Origin of the sequence: Nocardia sp. BMG111209, assembly GCF_000381925.1 — a bacterium.
In the GTDB taxonomy this organism is placed as follows: domain Bacteria; phylum Actinomycetota; class Actinomycetes; order Mycobacteriales; family Mycobacteriaceae; genus Nocardia.
The window spans coordinates 310,236-331,840 of record NZ_KB907310.1; the positions used below are offsets into that span (position 1 = coordinate 310,236).

At 69.9% G+C, this 21,605-nt stretch carries 19 protein-coding genes; 12 read left to right on the forward strand and 7 right to left on the reverse strand.

The genetic code is table 11. The features are described 5' to 3' along the window. The first annotated feature begins 198 nt into the window (after positions 1 to 198). From G361_RS50025 to G361_RS0139640, 3 genes are all read left to right on the forward strand, one after another. Positions 199 to 339, forward strand: coding sequence for a hypothetical protein (locus G361_RS50025; RefSeq protein WP_019932705.1), 141 nt, complete (start codon positions 199 to 201; stop codon positions 337 to 339). Positions 340 to 472: 133 nt separating this feature from the next. Further along, on the forward strand, positions 473 to 1,183 hold the full coding sequence (locus G361_RS0139635) for an NUDIX domain-containing protein (RefSeq protein ID WP_019932706.1): 711 nt from the start codon (positions 473 to 475) through the stop codon (positions 1,181 to 1,183). 172 nt (positions 1,184 to 1,355) lie between these two features. After that, positions 1,356 to 3,365 carry a glycosyltransferase family 39 protein gene (locus G361_RS0139640; protein WP_019932707.1) on the forward strand — a complete coding sequence of 670 codons (2,010 nt, stop codon included), beginning with the start codon at positions 1,356 to 1,358 and terminating at the stop codon, positions 3,363 to 3,365. A gap of 6 nt (positions 3,366 to 3,371) precedes the next feature. On the opposite strand, the gene G361_RS0139645 is transcribed toward G361_RS0139640, so the two are convergent. Then, the gene (locus G361_RS0139645; RefSeq protein ID WP_019932708.1) at positions 3,372 to 4,655 is read right to left on the reverse strand and encodes a TetR/AcrR family transcriptional regulator; all 1,284 of its coding nucleotides are present in this window, start codon (positions 4,653 to 4,655) and stop codon (positions 3,372 to 3,374) included. Positions 4,656 to 4,947: 292 nt separating this feature from the next. Between G361_RS0139645 and G361_RS0139650 the strand changes: the two genes are divergently transcribed. Then, complete coding sequence (locus tag G361_RS0139650; protein ID WP_019932709.1) at positions 4,948 to 5,391, forward strand: SRPBCC family protein; 444 nt, start codon at positions 4,948 to 4,950, stop codon at positions 5,389 to 5,391. A gap of 10 nt (positions 5,392 to 5,401) precedes the next feature. On the opposite strand, the gene G361_RS0139655 is transcribed toward G361_RS0139650, so the two are convergent. Beyond that, entirely contained in the window at positions 5,402 to 5,995 is a 594-nt protein-coding gene (locus G361_RS0139655) for a TetR/AcrR family transcriptional regulator (protein WP_019932710.1), read from the reverse strand. Positions 5,996 to 6,089: 94 nt separating this feature from the next. Here G361_RS0139655 and G361_RS0139660 point away from each other — a divergent pair, with 94 nt between their 5' ends. From G361_RS0139660 to G361_RS46285, 6 genes are all read left to right on the forward strand, one after another. Continuing rightward, entirely contained in the window at positions 6,090 to 7,667 is a 1,578-nt protein-coding gene (locus tag G361_RS0139660) for a carboxyl transferase domain-containing protein (protein ID WP_019932711.1), read from the forward strand. Positions 7,668 to 7,672: 5 nt separating this feature from the next. Then, a complete protein-coding gene (locus G361_RS0139665; protein ID WP_019932712.1) occupies positions 7,673 to 9,718 on the forward strand; it encodes a biotin carboxylase N-terminal domain-containing protein in 2,046 nt (681 codons plus the stop codon). Then, entirely contained in the window at positions 9,715 to 10,875 is a 1,161-nt protein-coding gene (locus tag G361_RS0139670) for an acyl-CoA dehydrogenase family protein (RefSeq protein ID WP_019932713.1), read from the forward strand. Before G361_RS0139665 ends, G361_RS0139670 begins: the two co-directional genes overlap by 4 nt. Beyond that, positions 10,872 to 11,381, forward strand: a complete 510-nt coding sequence (locus tag G361_RS0139675; RefSeq protein WP_019932714.1) for a MaoC family dehydratase — start codon at positions 10,872 to 10,874, stop codon at positions 11,379 to 11,381. The genes G361_RS0139670 and G361_RS0139675 overlap by 4 nt, the downstream gene beginning before the upstream one ends. 57 nt (positions 11,382 to 11,438) lie before the next feature. Next, positions 11,439 to 12,260, forward strand: a complete 822-nt coding sequence (locus tag G361_RS0139680) for a CoA ester lyase (RefSeq protein WP_019932715.1) — start codon at positions 11,439 to 11,441, stop codon at positions 12,258 to 12,260. 169 nt (positions 12,261 to 12,429) lie between these two features. Continuing rightward, on the forward strand, positions 12,430 to 14,484 hold the full coding sequence (locus G361_RS46285) for an acetoacetate--CoA ligase (RefSeq protein ID WP_019932716.1): 2,055 nt from the start codon (positions 12,430 to 12,432) through the stop codon (positions 14,482 to 14,484). 36 nt (positions 14,485 to 14,520) lie between these two features. Here G361_RS46285 and G361_RS0139690 read toward each other — a convergent pair whose 3' ends face one another. After that, positions 14,521 to 15,237: an ABC transporter ATP-binding protein gene (locus G361_RS0139690; RefSeq protein ID WP_019932717.1), complete on the reverse strand. Its 717-nt coding sequence runs from the start codon at positions 15,235 to 15,237 to the stop codon at positions 14,521 to 14,523. Between the two features lie 76 nt (positions 15,238 to 15,313). Then, entirely contained in the window at positions 15,314 to 16,360 is a 1,047-nt protein-coding gene (locus G361_RS0139695; protein ID WP_019932718.1) for an ABC transporter permease, read from the reverse strand. 151 nt (positions 16,361 to 16,511) lie between these two features. Between G361_RS0139695 and G361_RS0139700 the strand changes: the two genes are divergently transcribed. Together G361_RS0139700 and G361_RS0139705 are read left to right on the forward strand one after the other, a co-directional pair. Then, positions 16,512 to 17,666 carry a sensor histidine kinase gene (locus G361_RS0139700; RefSeq protein WP_019932719.1) on the forward strand — a complete coding sequence of 385 codons (1,155 nt, stop codon included), beginning with the start codon at positions 16,512 to 16,514 and terminating at the stop codon, positions 17,664 to 17,666. Beyond that, entirely contained in the window at positions 17,663 to 18,280 is a 618-nt protein-coding gene (locus G361_RS0139705; protein ID WP_019932720.1) for a response regulator transcription factor, read from the forward strand. Before G361_RS0139700 ends, G361_RS0139705 begins: the two co-directional genes overlap by 4 nt. A gap of 31 nt (positions 18,281 to 18,311) precedes the next feature. On the opposite strand, the gene G361_RS0139710 is transcribed toward G361_RS0139705, so the two are convergent. From G361_RS0139710 to asnB, 3 genes are all read right to left on the reverse strand, one after another. Then, positions 18,312 to 19,208: an RNA polymerase sigma-70 factor gene (locus G361_RS0139710; RefSeq protein WP_019932721.1), complete on the reverse strand. Its 897-nt coding sequence runs from the start codon at positions 19,206 to 19,208 to the stop codon at positions 18,312 to 18,314. Between the two features lie 31 nt (positions 19,209 to 19,239). Then, on the reverse strand, positions 19,240 to 19,602 hold the full coding sequence (locus G361_RS0139715) for a DoxX family protein (protein ID WP_019932722.1): 363 nt from the start codon (positions 19,600 to 19,602) through the stop codon (positions 19,240 to 19,242). Positions 19,603 to 19,687: 85 nt separating this feature from the next. Then, on the reverse strand, positions 19,688 to 21,529 hold the full coding sequence (gene asnB / locus G361_RS0139720) for an asparagine synthase (glutamine-hydrolyzing) (RefSeq protein ID WP_019932723.1): 1,842 nt from the start codon (positions 21,527 to 21,529) through the stop codon (positions 19,688 to 19,690). Positions 21,530 to 21,605: the final 76 nt, after the last annotated feature.

The following is a 21,605-nucleotide window of genomic DNA, read 5'->3' on the forward strand; positions in this document are numbered from 1 at the left end:
GGCCGTCTCGCGCCCCGCACGGCAGCCCGGTGGACCTCACCGTGGCCGGCCGCATCCGGAGAAAGAGAAGGAAATATGACCGCAGCCGACATCATCTCGATCATCACGGCACTGCTCGCCACTGGTTCGAGCATCAAGTACACGCCGTAATCCCTGCTCACGACAGCCAATTCGACCACAGCAAAGGAACAACGAATCATGACCGGTAGCGCCGAAGCCCTCGCCTCCGCCTTCTCCAGCATCTTCACCGGTAGTGCCACCGGAAGTGCCGGATTCTCCTCGATCCTCACCGCACTCGCCAACGTGATCGCCACCGGATCCTCGGTGTCGGTCGGCTGATGTTGCGGGGCTGCGGAATTCGCGGCCCGACCCCGGACATTCGCACCGCGGCGTGACTCCACGATCGCGTACCCGGCACGTCGCGGTGCTCCCGGACTCCCTTATCGTCAGCCTGACGATTACAATCGCGGCCATGGGCAATGCTTTTCGCCTGAACGCCGCAGTGTCGGTCGAGCTGGTGGTGCTGACACTCGGTACTCGCACCGTGCCGAACGATACTCTCTGCGCGCTGCTCGTTCAGCGCCTGTATGCCCCGTTCCGGGGCCGATGGGCGTTGCCCGGCGGATTCGTGGAGCCCGACGAGAGCCTCTCCGGGGCCGCGGTCCGGGCGCTGCGCGAGGAGACCAACATCCGGGCCGCCCGGATCCACCTGGAACAACTGGCCACCTACGGTGAGCCGGGCCGCGATCCGCGCGGGCGGGTGATCGGCGTGGCCTATCTGGCGCTGATCCCGAATCTGCCCGCTCCGTCGGCGGGTACCGAGGTCAGCGCCGCGGCGATCTGGTCCGTCGAGCAGGTGCTCGCCGATCGGGGCCGGTTGGCGTTCGACCATCACCGGATCCTCACCGACGGTGTCGAACGGGCCCGCGCCAAACTCGAATACTCCCCGCTGGCGACCGCGTTCTGTGGCCGCGAATTCACCGTCGCCGATCTGCGCCGGGTGTACGAGGTGGTGTGGGGGACCGATATCGACCCGCGCAACTTCCACCGCAAGGTGACCACCACCCCCGGCTTCGTGGAGGCCACCGGCCGCTCCACCAGCCGCGACGGCGGTCGCCCGGCCCGGCTGTACCGAGCCGGACCGGCTCGGGCACTGCACCCGCCGATGATGCGGCCCTCCTGAGCACCGTCCCGGACGGGGCTATCAGCGCGCCGTGACCGGCGGAGATCACCGCGGTCGGCCCGATTCACGCTGCGCCCCACAGCATATTCACAGTGTCGGACCGATGACCGCCGCGAACCCGCCCAATACGCTCACCCGGTACGGGTGAATCGGATGTGAGGGAGGGCAGCAGATGGTGTCGATCTCCGGCGTCGCCGGCGAGGTGGATCGGTCCGCGGATCGGACGGTCCGGATCGAACGGGCGACCCCGGCCGGCGCCGCGCCGCGCTGGGCCCGGCCCGGACTCGCCGGGCTGCTGGTGGCGACGGCCGTGCTGTATCTGTGGGGGTTGCGCGGCGCGGGCTGGGCGAATCCCTACTACGCCGCGGCGGTGCAGGCGGGCACCCGCAGCTGGAAGGCATTGCTGTTCGCCGCGCTCGACCCCGGCAACGCCATCACCGTCGACAAGCCGCCGGCCGCCCTGTGGCTGATGGCGTTGTCCGGCCGCCTGTTCGGCTTCGGATCCTGGTCGATGCTGGCGCCGCAGGCGCTGCTCGGCGTCGCGACGGTGGCGCTGCTGTACGCGACGGTCCGGCGGTGCAGCGGGCCCGCGGCCGGGCTGCTGGCCGGTGCGGCGCTGGCGCTGACCCCGGTGGCGGCGCTGATGTTCCGCTACAACAATCCGGACGCCCTGCTCACCCTGCTGGTGGTACTGGCCGCCTACGGTGTGGTGCGCGCGCTGGGTTCGGAGCAATCGCGCTGGTGGAGCGCGGGCACCGGCTGGCTCGTATTGTCCGGCGCGGCAATCGGATTCGGTTTCCTCACCAAGATGATGCAGGCGTTCCTGGTGCTGCCCGCGCTGGCGCTGGCGGTGCTGGTGGCCGCGCCCTGGAGCCTCGGTGCGCGGGTGCTGCGGCTGCTCACCGCCGGCGTCGCGGTCGTCGTCTCGGCGGGCTGGTACGTGGCGCTGGTACAGCTGTGGCCCGCGGGCTCCCGGCCGTATATCGGTGGCTCCACCGACAATTCGCTGTGGCAGCTCGCCGTCGGCTACAACGGCCTCGGCCGGCTGCTCGGCCACCACGGCCGCGCGGCCGCGAACACCCACGGCGGCCCGGCCGGACAGCACACCCCGTCGCATTTCGCGGCCATGTCCGGTGGCGAATCCGGGATCACCCGCCTGTTGCGCGACGGCCTGGCCACCGAATACGGCTGGTTGCTGCCGGTCGCGATACTGGGCCTGGTGGCCGGGTTGTGGCTGACCCGCCGCGCACCGCGCACCGATCCGGACCGGGCGGGCCTGCTGCTGTGGGGTAGCTGGCTGCTCGGCGCCGGCGCGGTGCTCAGCTTCATGAAGCAGTCCTTCCACACCTACTACACCGTCGAACTCGTCCCGGCCGTCGCGGCACTGTCCGGTATCGGCGTCGTATTGCTGTGGCGCGCCCGCGACCGATGGCCGGCCCGGCTGACCCTGGCCGCGATGGCGGTGACCGGCGCGGCCTGGAGTTTCGCCCTGCTCGACCACACCCCGCACTGGCTGCCGTGGCTGCGCTGGACCGTACTGATCGTGGCCGTGGTCACCGCGGCGGTGCTCGTGCCGGGCGGTCGCGCGATCGGCGGTGGCAACCTCGCCGGTGACTCCGGCCGGACCGCCGACTACGGTGATCGTCCGATGCGCGGTGGTGCCGGTTGGCATCGCTACGTTATGCCCGTGATCGCTTGTGCCGCAATACTTTCTGTTCTCGCGGGCCCGGCGTTCTACACCGTCCGGACCGTGGCCCTGCCGCACGTCGGCGGCAGTCCGTACTCCGGTCCGGTCCGGCCGGGCGCCGGTGGCCGTACGATGGCGCCGGACGCACCGGAATTGGATGCGTTGCTCGCCACCGCGGTCGGAAGTCGCTGGGCCGCAGCGGCAGTCGGGTCCGCCGATGTCAGTTCGATCGAATTACGCACGGGCGCATCGTTGTTGGCGATCGGCGGATTCAGCGGACGGGACGATTCGCCGACCGTGGCGCAGTTCCGCCGGTATGTCGCAGACGGGCAGGTGCGGTACTTCCTGCACCGGCCGCGCACAGACCGGCCGGGCCGGTCGGACGACCCGGCTTCGACCGGGGCGCAGATCACCGAGTGGGTGCAGGCCCACTACACCGCGCAGCATGTCGACGGCGTGGACGTCTACGACCTGACCGCCGAGCCGCGCGCCTGAGCCGGATCAGGGCAGGACGGCGCCGTCGGCGTCGCGGGGCAACGGGTGCCCGAAGAGGATGACCTCCATCAACTGCACCACCCGGTCCTGCGGAGCGCCCCCGGCGTCGTCCTCGCCGAAGTACCGGCCCAGGTCGACCACCAGCGCGAATCCGGCCTGTACCAGGATGCGGGCCTGTGCGTCGGACAGATCCGGCCGCACCGCCACCAGCAGGCGCACCCACTCGGCCACGATCAGCCGCTGCACGTTGCGCAGCATCGTGCGCTCCTCGGCCGGTACGTGGCCGAATTCGGCGTAGTACACGTAGGTCAGCGCGCGTTCGGTGAAGCATCCGGACACGTACATGTCGATCAGCATGGCCAGCGCCCCGGCCGGGGTGCGGGAGGAGGCGGTGGCCGGTCCGATGGCCGCGGACATCCGGTCGGCGGCCCGCCGGAACGCCGCCGCCAGCAGATCGCTCTTGCTGCGGTAGTAGCGGTACACCGCCGAGGCCGCCGACAGATCCGCCGCCTGCGCGATGTCCTCCACACTGACGTTCGGATAGCCACGCTCGTGGAAGAGTTCGACCGATTTCCTCAGCAGCAGTTCGTGTTTGAAGGACTGCGGAATCTCCACCGCGCGAGGTGCCCGGTAACCGGCTGCGGCATCGGGGAGTTCGGCCTCGAACAGTGCCCACGCGGCCGAATTCAGCACGGCCGTCAGCGATTTCACCGGCAGGGCGGCATGGTGATCGCCGATGCTGGAGATCACGCTCATCACGGCCACCGCGCGCACGGTCCGGTCCCGGCGCGGCAGGCCGGGCCGTAACTCGCCGAGCAGATTGCGCAGCACGGTCACCGCGCCGGCGAACTGCTTGTCGAGTACGGCGCGATCGGTGTCGTCCAGGTAGCGCCGCTCCCAGCGGGCCAGGGCCACCGTGGGCCGGTTGCTGACGGTATCGGCGATGACGGCGTCGACGACCAGCTCGAGCCGCTCCCGCACCGGCAGGCCGCCCGCCTCCTCGGGCAGGCTCACCGCCGCGCTGGTCGCCGCGCCCAGCCGCAGCAGTTCCTCCCGGAACAGCGCGTACTTGCTGGGATAGTGCCGGTACAGGGCAGCGGAGGAGATGCCGACCCGGGCGGCGATGTCCTCCATGCTGACGCCGTGGTAGCCCAGCGAGCCGAAGGCGGCGGCCGAGGTGGCCGCGATCTGCGCGCGCCGATTCTTCGGCCGGCGCCGGATCACCCGCTCCGGCGGATCGCCGCCGGGTGGGTCGCTGCGCGGGCCGGCGCCGCGCTGTGCGCGGCTCACGATACTGACCTGTCACTCATGTCCATGTCATGGTAGCCAGGCGCTACGACGGCGCCGCCGCGCGCCACCTGCGACGCCTCGCGGGCCCACCGCGCCGCCCCCGATCCGGGGTCCGCGGCCCGCCCGCTATCCTCACCATGAAAGATCAACTGTGGCAAGCGTATTCGAAACCGGTACGCGCGGCCCCGTGGATATCGAATCGGCATCGTTTCGGTTCGTTGTGCGGTCGCGGTACGGGGGCCGCGCCGTAGTCTGCTGCGGATCACCCTCACCCTGCCGGAACGGAGTGCCGATGCGCACGATGGACATCGAGCGCACCATAGCCGCCCCCATCGACGACGTGTTCGATTGGCTCAGCGATGTCACCAACTATCAGCGCGTGCCGTTCATCCGGCGCGTCACCCTGGTCCGGCCCGGCGCCGTCGCCGAGCACGGCGTCGGCGCGGTGCGCCTGATCGTCACCCCGCTGTACCGGGTGACCCAGGAGATCACCGAATACGATCCGCCGAAATGGGTCGGCTACCGCAATCTCAATACCTTTCCGCCGCAGTTCCATCAGGACGGAAATCTGACCTTCACCGAACTGCCCGGCGGTACCAGAGTGCACTGGCACACCGAATTCGTCGTCACCACACCGATATTCGGCCCCGTGTACACCCTGTTGCTGGTGGCCGGCTTCGCGATGGGGCTGCGCCTGGTACTCGGTACCGCGGATCGCGAACTGCGCGGCATCTGACCGCGACGGCTCAGGCCAGGGCGGCCCAGGCCATGTGGCGCAGGATCGGCCGCGCCCGGGTGGCCAGGGTGGCCGGCGCGCTGTGCGGGGTCGAGTTGATCAGCCCGAAGGCGGCATGCGCCTGCACCCGGGCGGCCGGCTCCGACAGGCCGGGATGCAGTTCGCGCAGCACCGACACCCAGACCTCGACATATTGCCGCTGGGTCCGGCGCACCTGACGCTCGGCGGATTCGGGCAGATTCTTCAGGTCGCGGTCCTGGATGCGGATCAGCTCCGGCTCGCCGAGGGCGAAGTCCAGATGGAAGTCGATCAGGCCGGACAGCGCCTCCAACGGCGACGCCGCCCGGTCCACCACGGCCCGGCCGCCGGTGAGCAGCCGCTCGCTGACCCCCACCAGCAGTTCGACCAGCAGCGCCTCCTTGTTCGGGAAGTGCCGGTACACCGCCGGGCCGCTGATCCCGGCCGCGGCGCCCAGATCGTCGAGCCGGACCCCGGGGAAGCCACGATCGGCGATCAGTCGGGCACCCGCCGCCAGCAATTGTTGCCGGCGCTGTGCCTTCAACTGCTCCCGGCGCGTGGGGGCGACAGCATCGCTGCTGGTCATCGCTCCTCCTCGCGGTAAATCTGGACATCTCGGTTAGTCAAGATTATCTTGGATTCCAGTTATTGGCGATTAACCGATCGGGCAAGGTGGCGTGATGACGGTTTCGCAGGACGTCCGAGCCGGCTATCGGCCGGCACACCTGGATTTGGTGGACGATCTCCGCGCGCGGCTGGCCGCGGTGGCGCTCGGCGGTCCGGCACGGGCCCGGGAGCGGCATGTGGCCCGCGGCAAACTGCTGCCACGGCAGCGGGTCGATCGGCTGCTCGATCCGGGCAGCCCGTTCCTGGAGTTGTCGCCGCTGGCGGCCACCGGGATGTACGACGACGATTCGCCCGGTGCGGGCATCATCACCGGCATCGGCCGGGTGTCCGGCCGGGAATGTGTGATCGTCGCCAACGATGCGACGGTCAAGGGCGGCACCTACTACCCGATGACCGTGAAGAAGCATCTGCGGGCGCAGGAGGTCGCGCTCCAGAATCGGCTGCCCTGCCTCTACCTCGTCGATTCCGGTGGCGCCTTCCTGCCCCGGCAGGACGACGTGTTCCCCGACCGCGAGCACTTCGGGCGCATCTTCTACAACCAGGCGACCATGAGCGCCCAGGGGATCGCGCAGATCGCCGCGGTCCTCGGCTCGTGCACCGCGGGGGGCGCCTATGTGCCGGCGATGAGCGACGAGGCGGTGATCGTCCGCAATCAGGGCACGATCTTCCTCGGTGGCCCGCCGCTGGTGAAGGCCGCCACCGGTGAGGTGGTCACCGCGGAGGAGCTCGGCGGCGGCGAATTGCATTCGCGCGTCTCGGGTGTCACCGATCATCTGGCCGAGGACGACGAGGACGCGCTGCGGATCGTGCGGCGCATCGTCGCCACGCTGGGCCCGAAGTCCCCGACCCCCTGGGAGATTCGGCCGGTGGTACCGCCGCCCGCGCCGCCGGAGGAGCTGTACGACGTGGTCCCGGTGGACCTGCGCACGCCCTACGACGTGCGCGAGGTGATCACCCGCACGGTCGATGGCGGCGAATTCCAGGAGTTCAAGGCCGAATACGGCCGCACCCTGGTCACCGCGTTCGCGCGCATCCACGGCCACCCGGTCGGCATCGTCGCCAACAACGGCGTGCTGTTCGGCGAATCCGCGGTCAAGGGCGCACATTTCATCGAATTGTGCGACAAGCGGCAGATCCCCTTGGTGTTCCTGCAGAACATCACCGGTTTCATGGTGGGTCGTGACTACGAGGCCGGCGGTATCGCCAAGCACGGCGCCAAGATGGTGACCGCGGTCGCCTGCGCGCGGGTCCCGAAACTCACGGTGGTGATCGGCGGTTCGTACGGCGCCGGCAACTACTCGATGTGCGGTCGCGCGTATTCGCCTCGGTTCCTGTGGATGTGGCCGAATGCGCGGATCTCCGTGATGGGCGGCGAGCAGGCCGCGTCGGTGCTGGCCACCGTGCGCGCCGAATCGCTGCGCGACGAGTGGAGTCCCGAGGATCAGGAGGCCTTCAAGGCGCCGATCCGGGAACAGTACGAACTACAGGGCAATCCGTACTACTCGACCGCGCGACTGTGGGACGACGGCGTCATCGACCCGGCCGACACCCGCACCGTGCTCGGCCTGGCGCTGTCGGTCTGCGCACAGGCCCCCTTGGACCCGGTCTCCTACGGCGTTTTCCGGATGTGATGAGAATGCTGCACAAATCCCACCCCGTCCCGTTCGACACCGTGCTGATCGCCAATCGCGGCGAGATCGCGGTCCGGGTCATCCGGACCCTGCGCGACATGGGAATTCGCTCGGTCGCCGTGTACAGCGACGCCGATGTCGATGCCCGGCACGTGCACGAGGCCGACGCCGCGGTGCGGCTGGGCCCGGCCCCCGCGCGGGAGAGCTACCTGGACATCGACCGGGTCGTCGACGCCGCGGTGCGCGCCGGCGCGCAGGCGGTGCACCCGGGTTACGGCTTCCTGTCGGAGAATCCGGCCTTCGCCGCGGCACTCGGCAAGGCGGGCATCGTCTTTCTCGGCCCGCCGACCCACGCCATCGAGATCATGGGCGACAAGATCGCGGCCAAGAACGCGGTCGCGGAATTCGGGGTGCCGGTGGTGCCGGGCATCGCCCGCCCCGGGCTCACCGACGACGAATTGATCGCCGCCGCACCGGAAATCGGCTTCCCGGTGCTGGTGAAGCCGTCCGCCGGTGGCGGCGGCAAGGGGATGCGGCGGGTCGAGCGGGCCGAGGAGCTGCCCGCCGCGCTGATCAGCGCGCGCCGCGAAGCGGCGTCCTCCTTCGGTGACGACACGCTGTTCCTGGAGCGGTTCGTCAGCCGCCCCCGGCACATCGAGGTCCAGGTCCTCGCCGATCAGCACGGCCACGTCCTGCACCTCGGCGAGCGGGAGTGCAGCCTGCAACGCCGGCACCAGAAGGTGATCGAGGAGGCCCCCTCGCCGCTGCTGGACGCGGCCACCCGGGCCCGCATCGGCGCCGCGGCCTGCAACACCGCGCGCAGCGTCGACTATGTCGGCGTGGGCACCGTGGAATTCATCGTGTCCGCCGACCGGCCGGACGAGTTCTTCTTCATGGAGATGAACACCCGTCTGCAGGTGGAACATCCGGTGACCGAGCTGATCACCGGCGTCGATCTGGTGGAGTGCCAGGTGCGGGTGGCGGCCGGGCAGCAACTCGCCGCCGCGCAGGAGGACATCCAGCTCACCGGCCACGCCGTCGAGGCCCGGGTGTACGCCGAGGATCCCGGCCGCGACTTCCTCCCCACCGGCGGAACGGTTCTGGCGCTGTCGGAGCCGACCGGCCCCGGGGTGCGGGTGGATTCGGGCCTGCGGACCGGCAGCGTGGTCGGCAGCGACTACGACCCGATGCTGTCGAAGGTCATCGCCTACGCCCCCGAACGGGCCGGCGCGATCGCGAAACTCGATCAGGCCCTGGCGGAGACGCTGGTGCTCGGGGTGCGGACCAATACCGATTTCCTGCGCTTCCTGCTCGCCGACCCCGACGTGCTGGCCGGCCGGCTGGACACCGGGCTGCTGGATCGGCGCGCGGTCGACTTCCGCGCGGCCGCGGTCACCGACGCGCAGTTCGTCGCCGCGGCGGTCTCGGACTGGTTGCGGCGCTGGCCGAGTACGCCACAGGATCCCTGGGCCGAGCCCAGCGGCTGGCGGCTCGGCGTCGCCGCGCCGGTGACGGTGCGGCTGACGGCCGGGGACCGGACCGTGCACGTCGCGATCACCGGCCGGCCCGACCACGCGCAGGTGCGGATCGACGACGGTGAGCCCAGGCCGCTGCGAGCCGAATTCATCGGCGACACACTGACTGTCACGGTCGACGGGGTGCGCGGCGGTTATCGGGTGGCCACCCACGAGGGCCAGCTGTGGATCGCCGACGCCACCGGCGTGGTGGCCGTGCGCGAGGTCGCCGAGGTGAGCGTCCGCGCCGGTGCGGAGCAGGTCGGCGACGCCGAGATCCGCAGTCCCATGCCGGGTTCGGTGATCGCGGTGGCGGCCGCGGCCGGCGCCGAGGTCGCCGCCGGCGCCCCGGTGGTCGTGGTCGAGGCCATGAAGATGGAGCACACGCTCACCGCGCCGATCGCCGGAACCGTCGAGCTGCTGGTGAAGACGGGCGCACAGGTACAGGTCGACCAGGTACTGGCCCGGATCCTGCCCGCCGCCGCGCCGGCCACGGACGAAGCACCCGCCCCCGACGGGAAGGAATCCCAGTCATGACCGACTTTCTGTCCACCGGCACACTGCCCGACGAGTATCGCGATCTGGCGCTCACCGTCCGCGACTTCGCGCAACGGGTCGTCGCCCCGGTGTCCGCGAAACACGATGCGGAGCACAGCTTCCCGTACGAGGTGGTCGCCGGGATGGCCGATATGGGCCTGTTCGGGCTGCCGTTCCCCGAGGAGTACGGCGGCATGGGCGGCGACTATTTCGCGCTGTGCCTGGCCCTCGAGGAACTCGGCAAGGTCGACCAGAGCGTCGCCATCACGCTGGAGGCCGGGGTTTCGCTCGGCGCGATGCCGGTGTATCGCTTCGGCAACGAGAAGCAGAAGCTGGAATGGCTGCCGCAGTTGGCATCCGGCCGCGCGCTCGGCGCCTTCGGGCTCACCGAGCCGGGCGCGGGCAGCGATGCCGGTGGCACCCGCACCACGGCCGTACTCGACGGCGGCGAGTGGATCATCAACGGCAGCAAGCAGTTCATCACCAACTCCGGCACCGACATCACGCGGCTGGTGACGGTGACGGCGGTGACCGGCGTCGTCAACGGCAAGAAGGAGATCTCGACCATCCTGGTGCCGGCCGGCACCCCGGGATTCGTCGCCGAACCCGCGTACAACAAGGTCGGCTGGAACGCCTCCGACACCCATCCGCTGAGCTTCACCGACGTCCGGGTGCCCGAGGAGAATCTGCTCGGCGAGCGCGGCCGCGGCTACGCGAACTTCCTGCGCATCCTCGACGAGGGCCGGATCGCGATCGCGGCGCTGTCGGTCGGCGCCGCCCAGGGCTGCGTCGACGAGAGTGTGCGCTACGCGCGGGAGCGAGAGGCGTTCGGGCAGGCCATCGTTCGCAACCAGGCCATCGCCTTCAAGATCGCCCGGATGGAGGCGCGCGCGCACGCCGCCCGCACCGCCTACTACGACGCGGCCGCGTTGATGTTGTCCGGCAAGCCCTTCAAGAAGCAGGCCTCGATCGCGAAGCTGGTCGCCAGCGAGGCGGCGATGGACAACGCCCGCGACGCCACCCAGATCTTCGGCGGCTACGGTTTCATGAACGAATACGCTGTCGCCCGGCACTACCGGGACAGCAAGATTCTGGAGATCGGCGAGGGCACCACCGAGGTGCAGCTGCTGCTGATCGGACGGGAGCTGGGATTGTGAGCGAGCCTGCGAGCGAATCCGCCACGCTGCGCCGGGTGGTACAGCGCGGCCTGTGGTTCGAGGAGTTCGAGACCGGTGTGGTGTACGAGCACCGGCCCGGCCGGACCATTACCGAGGCCGACAACGTGCTGTTCACCACGCTGACGATGAACACCCAGGCGCTGCACCTGGACGCGGCCTTCGCCGACGCCCTGCCGCCGTTCAACCAGCGGCTGGTGAACTCCATGTTCACGCTGTCGACCGTGGTCGGCCTGTCGGTGGCGCAGCTGACCCAGGGCACCATCGTCGCGAATCTCGGTTTCTCGGAGATCGCGTTCCCCAAGCCGCTGTTCCACGGCGATACGCTCTACGCGGAAACGCTGATCACCGACAAGCGGGAATCGAAGAGCCGTCCCGGCGAGGGCATCCTGACCTTCGCGCACACCGGCCGCAATCAGCACGGTGACGTCGTGGCCACCGCGGTCCGCAAGACCCTGGTCCGCAAACGTCCGGCCGATTCCGAATAGCCCGAGAATGTTAGTGTCGAAAACTGAGAACCTAGTTTTCGGGAACGGAGAATCGCGATGACGTGGGAGCTGCCCGGCCCGGCCTGGTTGTTCTGCCCGGCGGACCGGCCGGAACGGTACGCGAAGGCCGCCGCCGCGGCCGATGTGGTGATCGTCGACCTGGAGGACGCGGTCGCCGCGGCCGACAAGGAGGCCGCCCGCGCTGCCCTGGTCTCGACCCCGCTGGATCCCGAGCGCACGGTGGTCCGGGTCAACGGCGCCACCACCGCCGACCACGCCCTCGACCTCGAGGCGCTGGCGCGCACCGGCTACCGCCGCGTCATGCTGCCGAAATGCGAATCGGCGGAACAGATCTCGGCGCTCGCACCGTACGAGGTGATCGCGCTGGTGGAATCGCCGCTGGGTGTGCTGACCATCGCCGATGCGATCCGCGCCGACAACGCGATCGGCGCCATGCCCGGTGCGGAGGATCTGGTGGCGGGCCTCGGCGGCACCGGCAGTCGCCGCGCCGACGGCAGCTACCGCGACGTCGCGGTCCAGTTGCGCTCGACGGTGCTGCTGGCCGCCAAGGCGTACGGCCGGTTCGCCCTCGACCTGGTGTATCTGAACATCCGCGATCTGGACGGGCTGCGGGCCGAGGCCGAGGACGGCGTGGCCAGCGGCTTCGACGCCAAGGTCTCCATCCATCCCAGCCAGGTGGCCGTGGTGCGCGCGGCGTACACCCCCGCTCCCGACGAATTGGACTGGGCCCGGCGGGTTCTCGCCGAGGTGCCGAACCATCGCGGCGTATTCGCCTTCGAGGGCCGCATGGTGGACGGCCCGGTCGTCGCGCACGCTCAGCGCATCCTGCGCCGGTCGGAGGCGTCGATCGCGTCCTGACGCCCTGCTGCTCCGCGCATCCCGGCGACCTACTCGCGGTCGTTTCCGCCCGAACCGTGTCGGCCACGCCGGCATGGCGGAAAATGGGACCGGGCGTGTGCGGTCCGGGACCGTCGCGGGCCGCCACCCGGACGGCCCGCGGGCCGGGTGGACAGGAAGCGAGCGTGCGATGAGCGTGGAACCGCAGTGGATGCCGACGGAGCGGGACATCGCCGAGGCGAAGCTGACCGATTTCGCGCGGTTCGCCGCCGGACGGACCGGATCCTCGCTTCCGGACTACGACGCGTTGTGGCGATGGTCGATCGCCGACCCGGCCGCCTTCTGGGGCGCGGTGTGGGCGTACTTCGACCTCGGACCCGAACCCGGCACGGTGCTGGCTTCCACGGAAATGCCGGGCGCGCAATGGTTTCCGGACGTCCGGCTGAACTATGTGGATCGGGTGCTTCGGCAGGCCCGCACCGATCGCCCGGCGATCGTGCACACGTCCGAGGACGGCTCGCTGACCGAGATGTCGTGGGCCGAAATGCTCGGCAGGACCGCGTCGTTCGCGCGCACGCTGCGGGAACTCGGTGTGTCCGTGGGTGATCGGGTGGTCGGCTACCTGCCCGACATCCCGGAGACGGTGATCGCCTTCCTCGCGACCGCGAGCCTCGGCGCGATCTGGAGCGCCTGTGGTCAGGACTACACGGCGAAGGCGGCCCTGGACCGGCTGGGTCAGCTGGAACCGGCCGTACTGGTCACCGCCGACGGCTACCACCACGGTGGGAAGGCCCACGACAGGCTGGCCGACATCGCGGCACTGCGCGCGGGACTGCCGCGCCTCGCGGCGACCGTGCTGGTGCGCCGGCTCGGCGCCGGGATACCGGGAACCCTCGACTGGTCGGCCGTCGCCCCGGCCGCGGCGGGCGACCGTATCGCAGACCCCGCGCCTCACCCTCGTCCGGACTCCGCGTCCGGCGCCGGCGATCCGATCGAAACCTCTCCTGTCCCTGCCGGATTCCGCACCGAACCGGTGCCGTTCGATCATCCGCTGTGGGTGTTGTACTCCTCCGGTACCACGGGTAAGCCGAAGGGGATCGTGCACGGCCACGGCGGGATCCTGATCGAGAACCTGAAAGCCGTTGTCCTGCAATCGGATATCGGGCGCGATGACGTGTTCTTCTGGTTCACCAGCCCGTCCTGGATGATGTGGAACTTCCGGGTCGCCGGTCTGCTGTCCGGCGCGACGATCGTCACCTACGACGGCAGCCCGGCCCATCCGGCCCCGGATGCGTTGTGGGCGTTGGCCGCCCGCACCCGCACCACCGTCCTGGGCCTGAGCCCCGGCTATCTGCTCGGCTGCATCAAGGCCGGTGCGGTGCCGCGTCGCGATCACGATCTGTCGGCGCTGCGGAGCGTGGGCGTCACCGGGTCCGCGCTGCCCGTATCGTCGGCGTTGTGGCTGCGCGACGCGGTCGGCGAACGCGTCCGGGTGAATTCGGTCAGCGGCGGCACGGATGTGGTGGCGGCGTTCATGGGCGGCACACCGACGGTCCCGGTATGGCCGGGCGAACTCTCGGCCCCGTCCCTGGGGGTGGCCCTGGACTGCTGGGACGAGGCGGGTGCCCCCGTCCGCGGCGAGGTGGGTGAACTGGTGGTCACCGCGCCGATGCCGTCGATGCCGGTGTCGTTCTGGCACGACCCCGACGGAACCCGTTATCGGGACGCGTATTTCGACAAGTATCCGGGGGTCTGGCGACACGGCGATTGGATCACGATCACCGAACGCGGCAGCGTCGTCGTGCACGGCCGCTCCGATTCGACCCTGAACCGGCACGGCATCCGGATGGGTTCGGCGGACATCTACCAGGCGGTGGAGGGTCTCCCGGAGGTCACGGAGGCCCTGGTGATCGGCGCCGAACAACCCGACGGCGGCTACTGGATGCCGCTGTTCGTCACCCTCGCCCCCGGCGTCGAACTCACCGACGAGCTCCGCCGGACGATCGCCACCGCGATCCGCACGGACGTCTCACCCCGCCACGTCCCCGACGACATCATCGTGGCCCCCGGCATCCCCCACACCCGCACCGGCAAGAAGCTGGAAGTTCCGATCAAGAAGCTGATCCAGGGCGGCGACCCGTCGACAGTGGTGGCCCGCACCGCCGTCGACAACCCCGAGCTACTCGACTGGTACGCCGCACTCCGGCCATCCGGTGATCCGGGCGGTGTGACCGAGGCTCGTTGAGGTATGGGATCTGTTCGGCGCCAAGGTAACTCGCGCTCAGACGGTCGCCGTCGTGTCCTCGAGCCGGCCGTCGACCATCCGGTGGACCGCCGCCATCCGGCTCAGGTGGGTGCGGTCGTGGGTGACCAGCAGGGTGGCGGCGCGGTGGTCGCGGACCACCTCCACCAGCAGGTCGATGATCGCGGCGCCGCGATCGGAATCCAGTGCGCTGGTCGGTTCGTCGACGACCAGCAGGGCCGGGTCGCGCATCAGGGCGCGGGCGATGTTGACTCGTTGCCGCTGGCCGCCGGACAACTGATCGGGCCGTTTGTGCTCGTGGCCGGTGAGGCCGACGCGGTCCAGCAGATCCGCTGCCCGGCTTCGCGTTTCGCGTCTGCTCCGGGGCGGGTTGAACAGCCGGTCGCCGAGGTGGGCCGTCACCTCGAGTTGCTCGGCGGCGGTGAGTGCGGGGATCAGATTCGGCTGCTGGAAGACGATGCCGATCGACCTGCGGCGCAGCGTCGTCGCCTCGGTGCGGCTCAGTGTCGCGAGATCCACACCGGCATCACCCGTTTCGAGCATCACGGTGCCGGAGTCGGGTCGTACGAGGGTCGCCACCGCCGCCAGCAGGCTGGACTTCCCCGAGCCCGAGGGACCGGTCACAGCGGCGATCTCACCTCCGGCGACATGCAGATTCACCCGATCCAGCGCCGTGACGCGGCCGGAACCGTCCGGGTAGGTGAGGGTGAGGTCGGATACGGTGAGCGAGACCATCGCAACTCCTGTCGAGCCATCACGAACGTGAGTTCCATCGAATATGCTGTGGTGCAATGTAATTGGGTGTGCCGGCTCATCGTGCGCGCTGTAGTGCGACGAGCGGATCGGCCGTCACCAGGAAGCGCAGTGCGACGGCCGCGCCCAGCAATCCCAGGCCGATCAGTGCCGCACCCGGTACCAGGGTTGTCGTCGTCGACAGCGTGAAAGGCACTCGCGCCCCGACGATTCCGCTCGCGACGGCGGTCAGGCCGATACCGATGCCGACGCCGGCGAGCAGCAGGACCAGCGCCTGCCCCAGGGCGTCCCGCACCAGCGATCCGGTCGTCGCGCCCAGCGCCTTCAACGTCGCGACGTCGGGGACGCGCTGAATCGTCCACACCGTGAAGAAGGCGCCGATCACCGCCGCCGAGATCGCGAACAACAGCAGCGTCATCAGGGTCAGCGAGGTGTGTTCGGCCTGATAGGCGCTCAATGCCGAGAGCGCGCCGGGCACCGTGGTGGTGCGGGTGTGCGCCACGGCGTTCACGGCCGCGAGGTCCGGCACCCCGGACACGACCAGTACCGTCGCCACGCCACCGCGCGGATCCAGGGCCCGCCAGTCCGGCAGCGTCAGCCAGACCACCGGGCTGTGGCTGTACCAGTCGTCCCCGCCGACGGCCGCCACGGCGAAGGATGCCGCGCCGATGGTGACGGTATCGCCCGTCGTGGCCCGGAGCTGCTCGGCGGCCGCCGTGCTCAGTACCACCGTGCCGGAGGTAGCGAGACGGTTGCCGAAACTCGGGCCGCCGACCCCGAACAGCGCCACCGGCACCGGGGCCGCACCGCTGCGAGCCGCCGGCGCGCGGCCGATGCCGACCGGATCGACATGGCCGCCGGCCCGTTGCCAGACCGCCAACTGCTCCGGGCCCAGCGCGGAGGAGTCGAAGGACGGCGCCGCGCCCGTGTCGGCGAACACCACGGCATCGCCGTGCAGCCGCTGCACGGTCGCGATGTTCCGATGGGCGAGCCCGGCGGTCAGTCCGCTGAGGAAACTCACCAGCAGTGCGACCAGGATCACCACCACGGCGATGAGCAGGAATCGGCCCTTGGCGGCCCGCAGATCTCGCAGTGCGACGTACATGACCCGAGCCTGCCGCGGATTCCCGGGCACGCCATCGACCCGTCGCACCGTTGTCCGCCGTCCCGAGGCAGGAGCGTCCACCGTCCCAGGGGTGGAGACCGTTGCGACTTTCGATGGATGCCGTACCGATAACCCCGCATAAGCTGGCACCGTGCACCAGTCCCCGTTGGCTCCCGTCTTCGCCGCCCTGCAGGTCGGGCTGCACATCCTGGTCGTGGCGCTCACGGCGGTGGCGGCCGGGCTGGCGCTGGTTCCCGGTACGCCGCACCGGCTCGGGATCGTGGCGCTGATCGTGGCCTTTCTCGTCGTCTACTTCGCCGGCGGCGCCACGCTGCGCGGCCGGCCGGTCGCCGCGCGGGTCTGGCTGGGTGTGCTCACGCTGTTGTGGCTCGGCATGGTCGCGCTGGTCCCGGACTCGATCTACCTCGTATTCGGCCTGTTCTTCCTGTACCTGCATCTGCTGCCGCGGGCGTGGGGGGTGGTCGCCGTCGTCGCCGCGACCGTCGCGGCGGTGGTCGGGTTCGCGGTGAAGCGCGGCTGGACCGTCGACGGCGTGATCGGCCCGGTGCTCGCTGCGGTGATCGCCGTCGCGATCGGTCTCGGCTACCGGGCGCTGGTCCGCGAGGCCGACGACCGGCAGCGGCTGATCGACGAATTGCTCGCCACCCGGGCCACTCTCGCCGAACGCGAACGCACCGCCGGCAAGCTGGCCGAGCGGGAGCGGCTGGCCCGGGAGATCCACGACACCGTGGCCCAGGGCCTGTCCAGTATCAAGCTGCTGCTGCACGCGGTCGAGCAATCCGCACCGGATCACCCTGCGCTGCAACAGATCCGGCTGGCCCGCGAAACCGCCGCGGACAACCTCGCCGAAACCCGCCAGCTGATCGCCGAACTCACCCCGGCGGCGCTGGACGGTCAGTCCCTCACCCAGGCTCTGGAACGCATCGCGCGGCGCGCCGACGCGCCGGGCCTGCACGGCCAGGTCCTGGTGGAGGGCACGCCGGAGCGGTTGCCGATGCCGATCGAGGCGGCGCTGCTGCGGGTGGCCCAGGGCGCGGTGTCGAACGTGGTCCGGCACGCCCGCGCGCAGCGCATGCGCATCACCCTCACCTACGCCGACGACGCGGTGCACCTCGACGTGGTCGACGACGGTATCGGCATCGCGCCGGAGGTGTTCGCACGCAGCACCTTCGGCCTCAACGCCATGCGCGGCCGGGTCGAACAACAGGGCGGCAGCATGGAGGTGGAATCCGAACCCGGCCACACCGCGGTGACAGTGTCGTTCCCGCTGGAGGCTTCGGCATGATCCGGTTGCTGCTCGCCGACGATCACGCGATCGTCCGGGCCGGGCTGCGCGCCCTGCTGGAATCCGCGCCCGATGTCATCGTCGCGGGCGAGGCCGCCACCGCCGAGGAGGCGGTGGCCGGATGCGGCGCCGGCGGTATCGATCTCGTGCTGATGGACCTGCGCTTCGGACCGGGCAAGTCGGGTGTCGACGCCACCGCGGCACTGCGCGCCCTCCCCGAGCCGCCCCATGTTCTGGTGGTCACCAACTACGACACCGACGCCGACATCCTGGGCGCCATCGAGGCCGGGGCCTGCGGTTACATCCTCAAGGACACCCCGCCCGCCGAACTGCTCGCCGCCGTGCGCGGCGCGGCCACCGGCGAGAGCGTGCTGTCCCCGTCGGTGGCCTCCAAACTCATGACCCGCGTCCGCAAACCGGACACCACCCTCAGCCCCCGCGAGATCGAGGTCCTCACCCTGGTCGCCGACGGCCACTCGAACCGCGAGATCGGCCGCCGCCTGTTCCTCAGCGAGACGACGGTGAAATCCCATCTGGTGCACATCTATTCGAAGCTCGGCGTGAAATCCCGGACCTCGGCGGTGGCCCGCGCCCGGGAACTCGGCGTGATCTGAACGCGCGCAACGACTTTCACGAGCCACGAAATCAGTGCAGCGTCAACGGGATCGCCGATCCGAGGTGGGTCAGTTTCTCCGGGTTGCGGACGTAGTACAGGCCGGTGATGCGGCCGGCCGCGACGTGGATCGCCATGACCCCGTCGAGTTCGCCGTCCAGGTGCAACAGCAGGGCCGGGCTGCCGTTGGCCACAGTGGGCTCGACGGTGAGGGATTCGGCGGTGCGGCGCAGGCCGCCGGTGAGGAAGCGCAGGACCCGGTCCGCGCCGACGACCGGACGCAGGGCGGCCTGTTTGTGGCCGCCGCCGTCGCTGAGCGCGACGACGTCGGGGGCGAGCACGTCCAGCAGGCTCCGGAAGTCCCGGGTCTCCAGCGCGTGCCGGAACGAGTCCAGGGCGGCCCGGGTCTCGGCGGGGGAGACCACCGCGCGGGGGCGGCGGGCGTCGACGTGGTTGCGGGCGCGGTAGGCGATCTGCCGGACCGCGGCCGGGCTCTTGCCGAGGGTTTCGGCGATCTCGTCGTAGTCGATCCCGAACGCCTCGCGCAGCACGAACACCGCGCGCTCGGTCGGCGCGAGCGTCTCGAGCACCAGCAGCAGGGCCATCGAGACGCTCTCGGCCAGTTCGACGTCCTCGGCGACGTCCGGTGTGGTCAGCATCGGTTCCGGCAGCCACTGGCCCACGTAGGCCTCCTTGCGGCGTTGCAGGGTGCGCAGCCGGTTCAGGGCCTGCCGGGTGGTGATCCGGACCAGGTACGCGCGATGGTCGCGTACCTGATCGAGGTCCACCCCGGTCCACCGCAACCAGGTCTCCTGCAGCACGTCCTCGGCGTCGGCGGCCGAGCCGAGCATCTCGTAGGCGACGGTGAACAGCAGGTTGCGGTGGGCGACGAAGGTGTCGGTCGCCGGGTCCGCGGCATGGTCGGGCACGTCTCGATCCTCGCCCCGCGGCCCGGCCCGGTCAGAACCGGCCCCAGGCGATGAACGCCGCGAGGGCCAGATAGCCCAGGTTGAGCACGACCAGCGGGTACTGGCCGAGGCGGCCGTGGGTGATCATCGCGCCGATCATCAGCGCCACCCAGCACAGCGCCGTCACCGGCACCAGCACCGGCGCGATGTCCAGCAGCCGGGGCAGGATCAGGCCCGCCGCGGCGAGCAGTTCGAGGATCCCGAGCGTCCGGACGAAGCCGGTCGCGGCGTGGGCGGTCCATTCCCCGCCGTGCGCCGCGGCCAGCTTCTCCTTGGGCAGGAACGTCTTGGTGATACCGCCGGCCAGGGCGACGGTGGCCAGCAGTCCGGTGGTGATCCACAGTGCGATGTTCACGATGTTCTCCTCGCTTCAGAGTTCGCCGTGAAGACACCGCTGCCACGCCGGCCGTAACAGCCTGTGGCGCGGATCACCTCCCGGATCAGTCCAGGCGCAGCGTGGGCGCGTACATCTCCACCCAGGTGTGCAGGTCGATGACATGATCCAGGCCGGCGCGCACGAACGGGTCGAGACCCACCGGATCGAGTCCGGACACCCGGCGCACCCAGTCGCGGTCCACCAGATCGAATACCGGCGAATCCCGTTGGTCCAGGATCTCTTTCGCCTGTCGCTGCAGGGCGGCGGCGTACCCCGGGTCCTGGGTGGAGGGGTAGGGGCTCTTGACCCGTTCCACCACCGACCGCGGCAGCACGTGTTCGGTGGCGTGCCGCAGCAGGCTCTTCTCCCGCCCGTCGAAGGTCTTCAGCGACCAGGGCGTGTTGTAGACGTACTCGACCAGCCGGTGATCGCAGAACGGCACCCGGACCTCCAGGCCGACCGCCATCGACATGCGGTCCTTGCGATCCAGCAGTTGGCGGACGAATCGGGTCAGATGCAGGTGGCAGATCGTGCGCATGCGGTGTTCGAGTTCGTCCTCGCCGTCGAGATGTTCCACCTCGGCGACCGCGGTGGCGTACTGGTCGGCGATGTACTCCGGCAGGCGCAGCCGCGGCCGCAGCTCGGGATTGAGTATGTTCCAATGGGATTCGGTCAGCATGGAACTGAATGCCATCCACGGGAAGGTGTCCGCCTTGCGCACCACCTCGTCGTGGAACCAGCGAAAGCCGCCGAACACCTCGTCCGCCGATTCCCCGGACAGCGCCACCGTCGACTCGGCCCGGATCGCCTCGAACAGCAGGAACAACGAGTTGTCCATATCGCCGAGGCCCGCCGGGATGTCGCGGGCGCGGATCACCCGCCGCCGCACCCCGGGATCGGCCAGATGTTCCGGATTCAGCATCACGTCACGGTGTTCCGAGCCGACCAGCGCGGCCACCTCGCGCACGAACGGCGAATCCGGGGTGTCGCGCATCTCGTCCGGGACGAAATTCTGTTCCTGGTTCAGGAAATCCACCGAGAAGGTGCGGACCCGTTCCCCGTCGCGGGCCAGCCGCTGCGCCGCCAGTCCGGTGAGCGCGCTGGAATCCAGTCCGCCCGAGAGCAATACGCAGCGCGGTACATCCGCGATCAGCTGCCGGTCCACGATGTCGGTGAGCAGCTCGCGCACGGTGGCCACGGTGTCGTCGCGGCCGTCCGGATGCGCCACGGCCCGCAACCGCCAGTAGGTGCGGGAGCGGATTCCGTTGCGGTCCACCGTGACCAGCGTGCCCGGCAACACCTCCGACATGCCCTGCCACATCGCCCAGCCGGGGGCCTTGGTGAAGGCGAACAGTTCCCGCAACCCGGCCAGATCGACGGTGCGCGCCGCCAGCGGATTCGCCAGGATCGCCTTCGGCTCGGAACCGAACAGCACGCCGTCGCGGGTCGGGAAGTAGTAGAAGGGCTTGATACCCATACGATCCCGGACCATCAGCAGTCGTTCGGTGCGCTGATCCCAGATCGCGAAGGCGTACATGCCGTTGAGGCGGTCCACCAGGGCGTCACCCCATTGCAGGTAGGCGCGCAGCACCACCTCGGTATCGCTGTCGGTCCGGAACCGGTGGCCGGCCGCCGCCAGTTCGGCGCGCAGCTCGGCGAAGTTGTAGGTCTCACCGGAATAGACGATCGCCACATCGCCCGCCGGGGTGTCCAGGGTCATGGGCTGACGCCCGCCGGGCAGGTCGATGATCGCCAGCCGCCGATGCCCGAGGGCGGCGTGTGGCCGGAGGTGGACGCCGACGTCGTCGGGGCCGCGACAGGCCATGGTCTCGGTCATGGCGTCGATGATTTCTCGCCGATCGGCCGGATCGGAGTCGAAGGATACCCAGCCGGTGATACCGCACATCTCACAGCCTCCACAATTGGTTAGCTACAGCAACTATGCGTAACTCCGTTGTAACACAGTGGCATTCGACTGCAAA

Coding starts and splice junctions, on each gene's coding strand:
- G361_RS50025 (WP_019932705.1), top strand. CDS start 199: ATGACCGGTAGCGCCGAAGCCCTCGCCTCCGCCTTCTCCAGCATCTTC.
- G361_RS0139635 (WP_019932706.1), top strand. CDS start 473: ATGGGCAATGCTTTTCGCCTGAACGCCGCAGTGTCGGTCGAGCTGGTG.
- G361_RS0139640 (WP_019932707.1), top strand. CDS start 1,356: ATGGTGTCGATCTCCGGCGTCGCCGGCGAGGTGGATCGGTCCGCGGAT.
- G361_RS0139650 (WP_019932709.1), top strand. CDS start 4,948: ATGCGCACGATGGACATCGAGCGCACCATAGCCGCCCCCATCGACGAC.
- G361_RS0139655 (WP_019932710.1), bottom strand. CDS start 5,995: ATGACCAGCAGCGATGCTGTCGCCCCCACGCGCCGGGAGCAGTTGAAG.
- G361_RS0139660 (WP_019932711.1), top strand. CDS start 6,090: ATGACGGTTTCGCAGGACGTCCGAGCCGGCTATCGGCCGGCACACCTG.
- G361_RS0139665 (WP_019932712.1), top strand. CDS start 7,673: ATGCTGCACAAATCCCACCCCGTCCCGTTCGACACCGTGCTGATCGCC.
- G361_RS0139670 (WP_019932713.1), top strand. CDS start 9,715: ATGACCGACTTTCTGTCCACCGGCACACTGCCCGACGAGTATCGCGAT.
- G361_RS0139680 (WP_019932715.1), top strand. CDS start 11,439: ATGACGTGGGAGCTGCCCGGCCCGGCCTGGTTGTTCTGCCCGGCGGAC.
- G361_RS46285 (WP_019932716.1), top strand. CDS start 12,430: ATGAGCGTGGAACCGCAGTGGATGCCGACGGAGCGGGACATCGCCGAG.
- G361_RS0139690 (WP_019932717.1), bottom strand. CDS start 15,237: ATGGTCTCGCTCACCGTATCCGACCTCACCCTCACCTACCCGGACGGT.
- G361_RS0139695 (WP_019932718.1), bottom strand. CDS start 16,360: ATGTACGTCGCACTGCGAGATCTGCGGGCCGCCAAGGGCCGATTCCTG.
- G361_RS0139705 (WP_019932720.1), top strand. CDS start 17,663: ATGATCCGGTTGCTGCTCGCCGACGATCACGCGATCGTCCGGGCCGGG.
- asnB (WP_019932723.1), bottom strand. CDS start 21,529: ATGTGCGGTATCACCGGCTGGGTATCCTTCGACTCCGATCCGGCCGAT.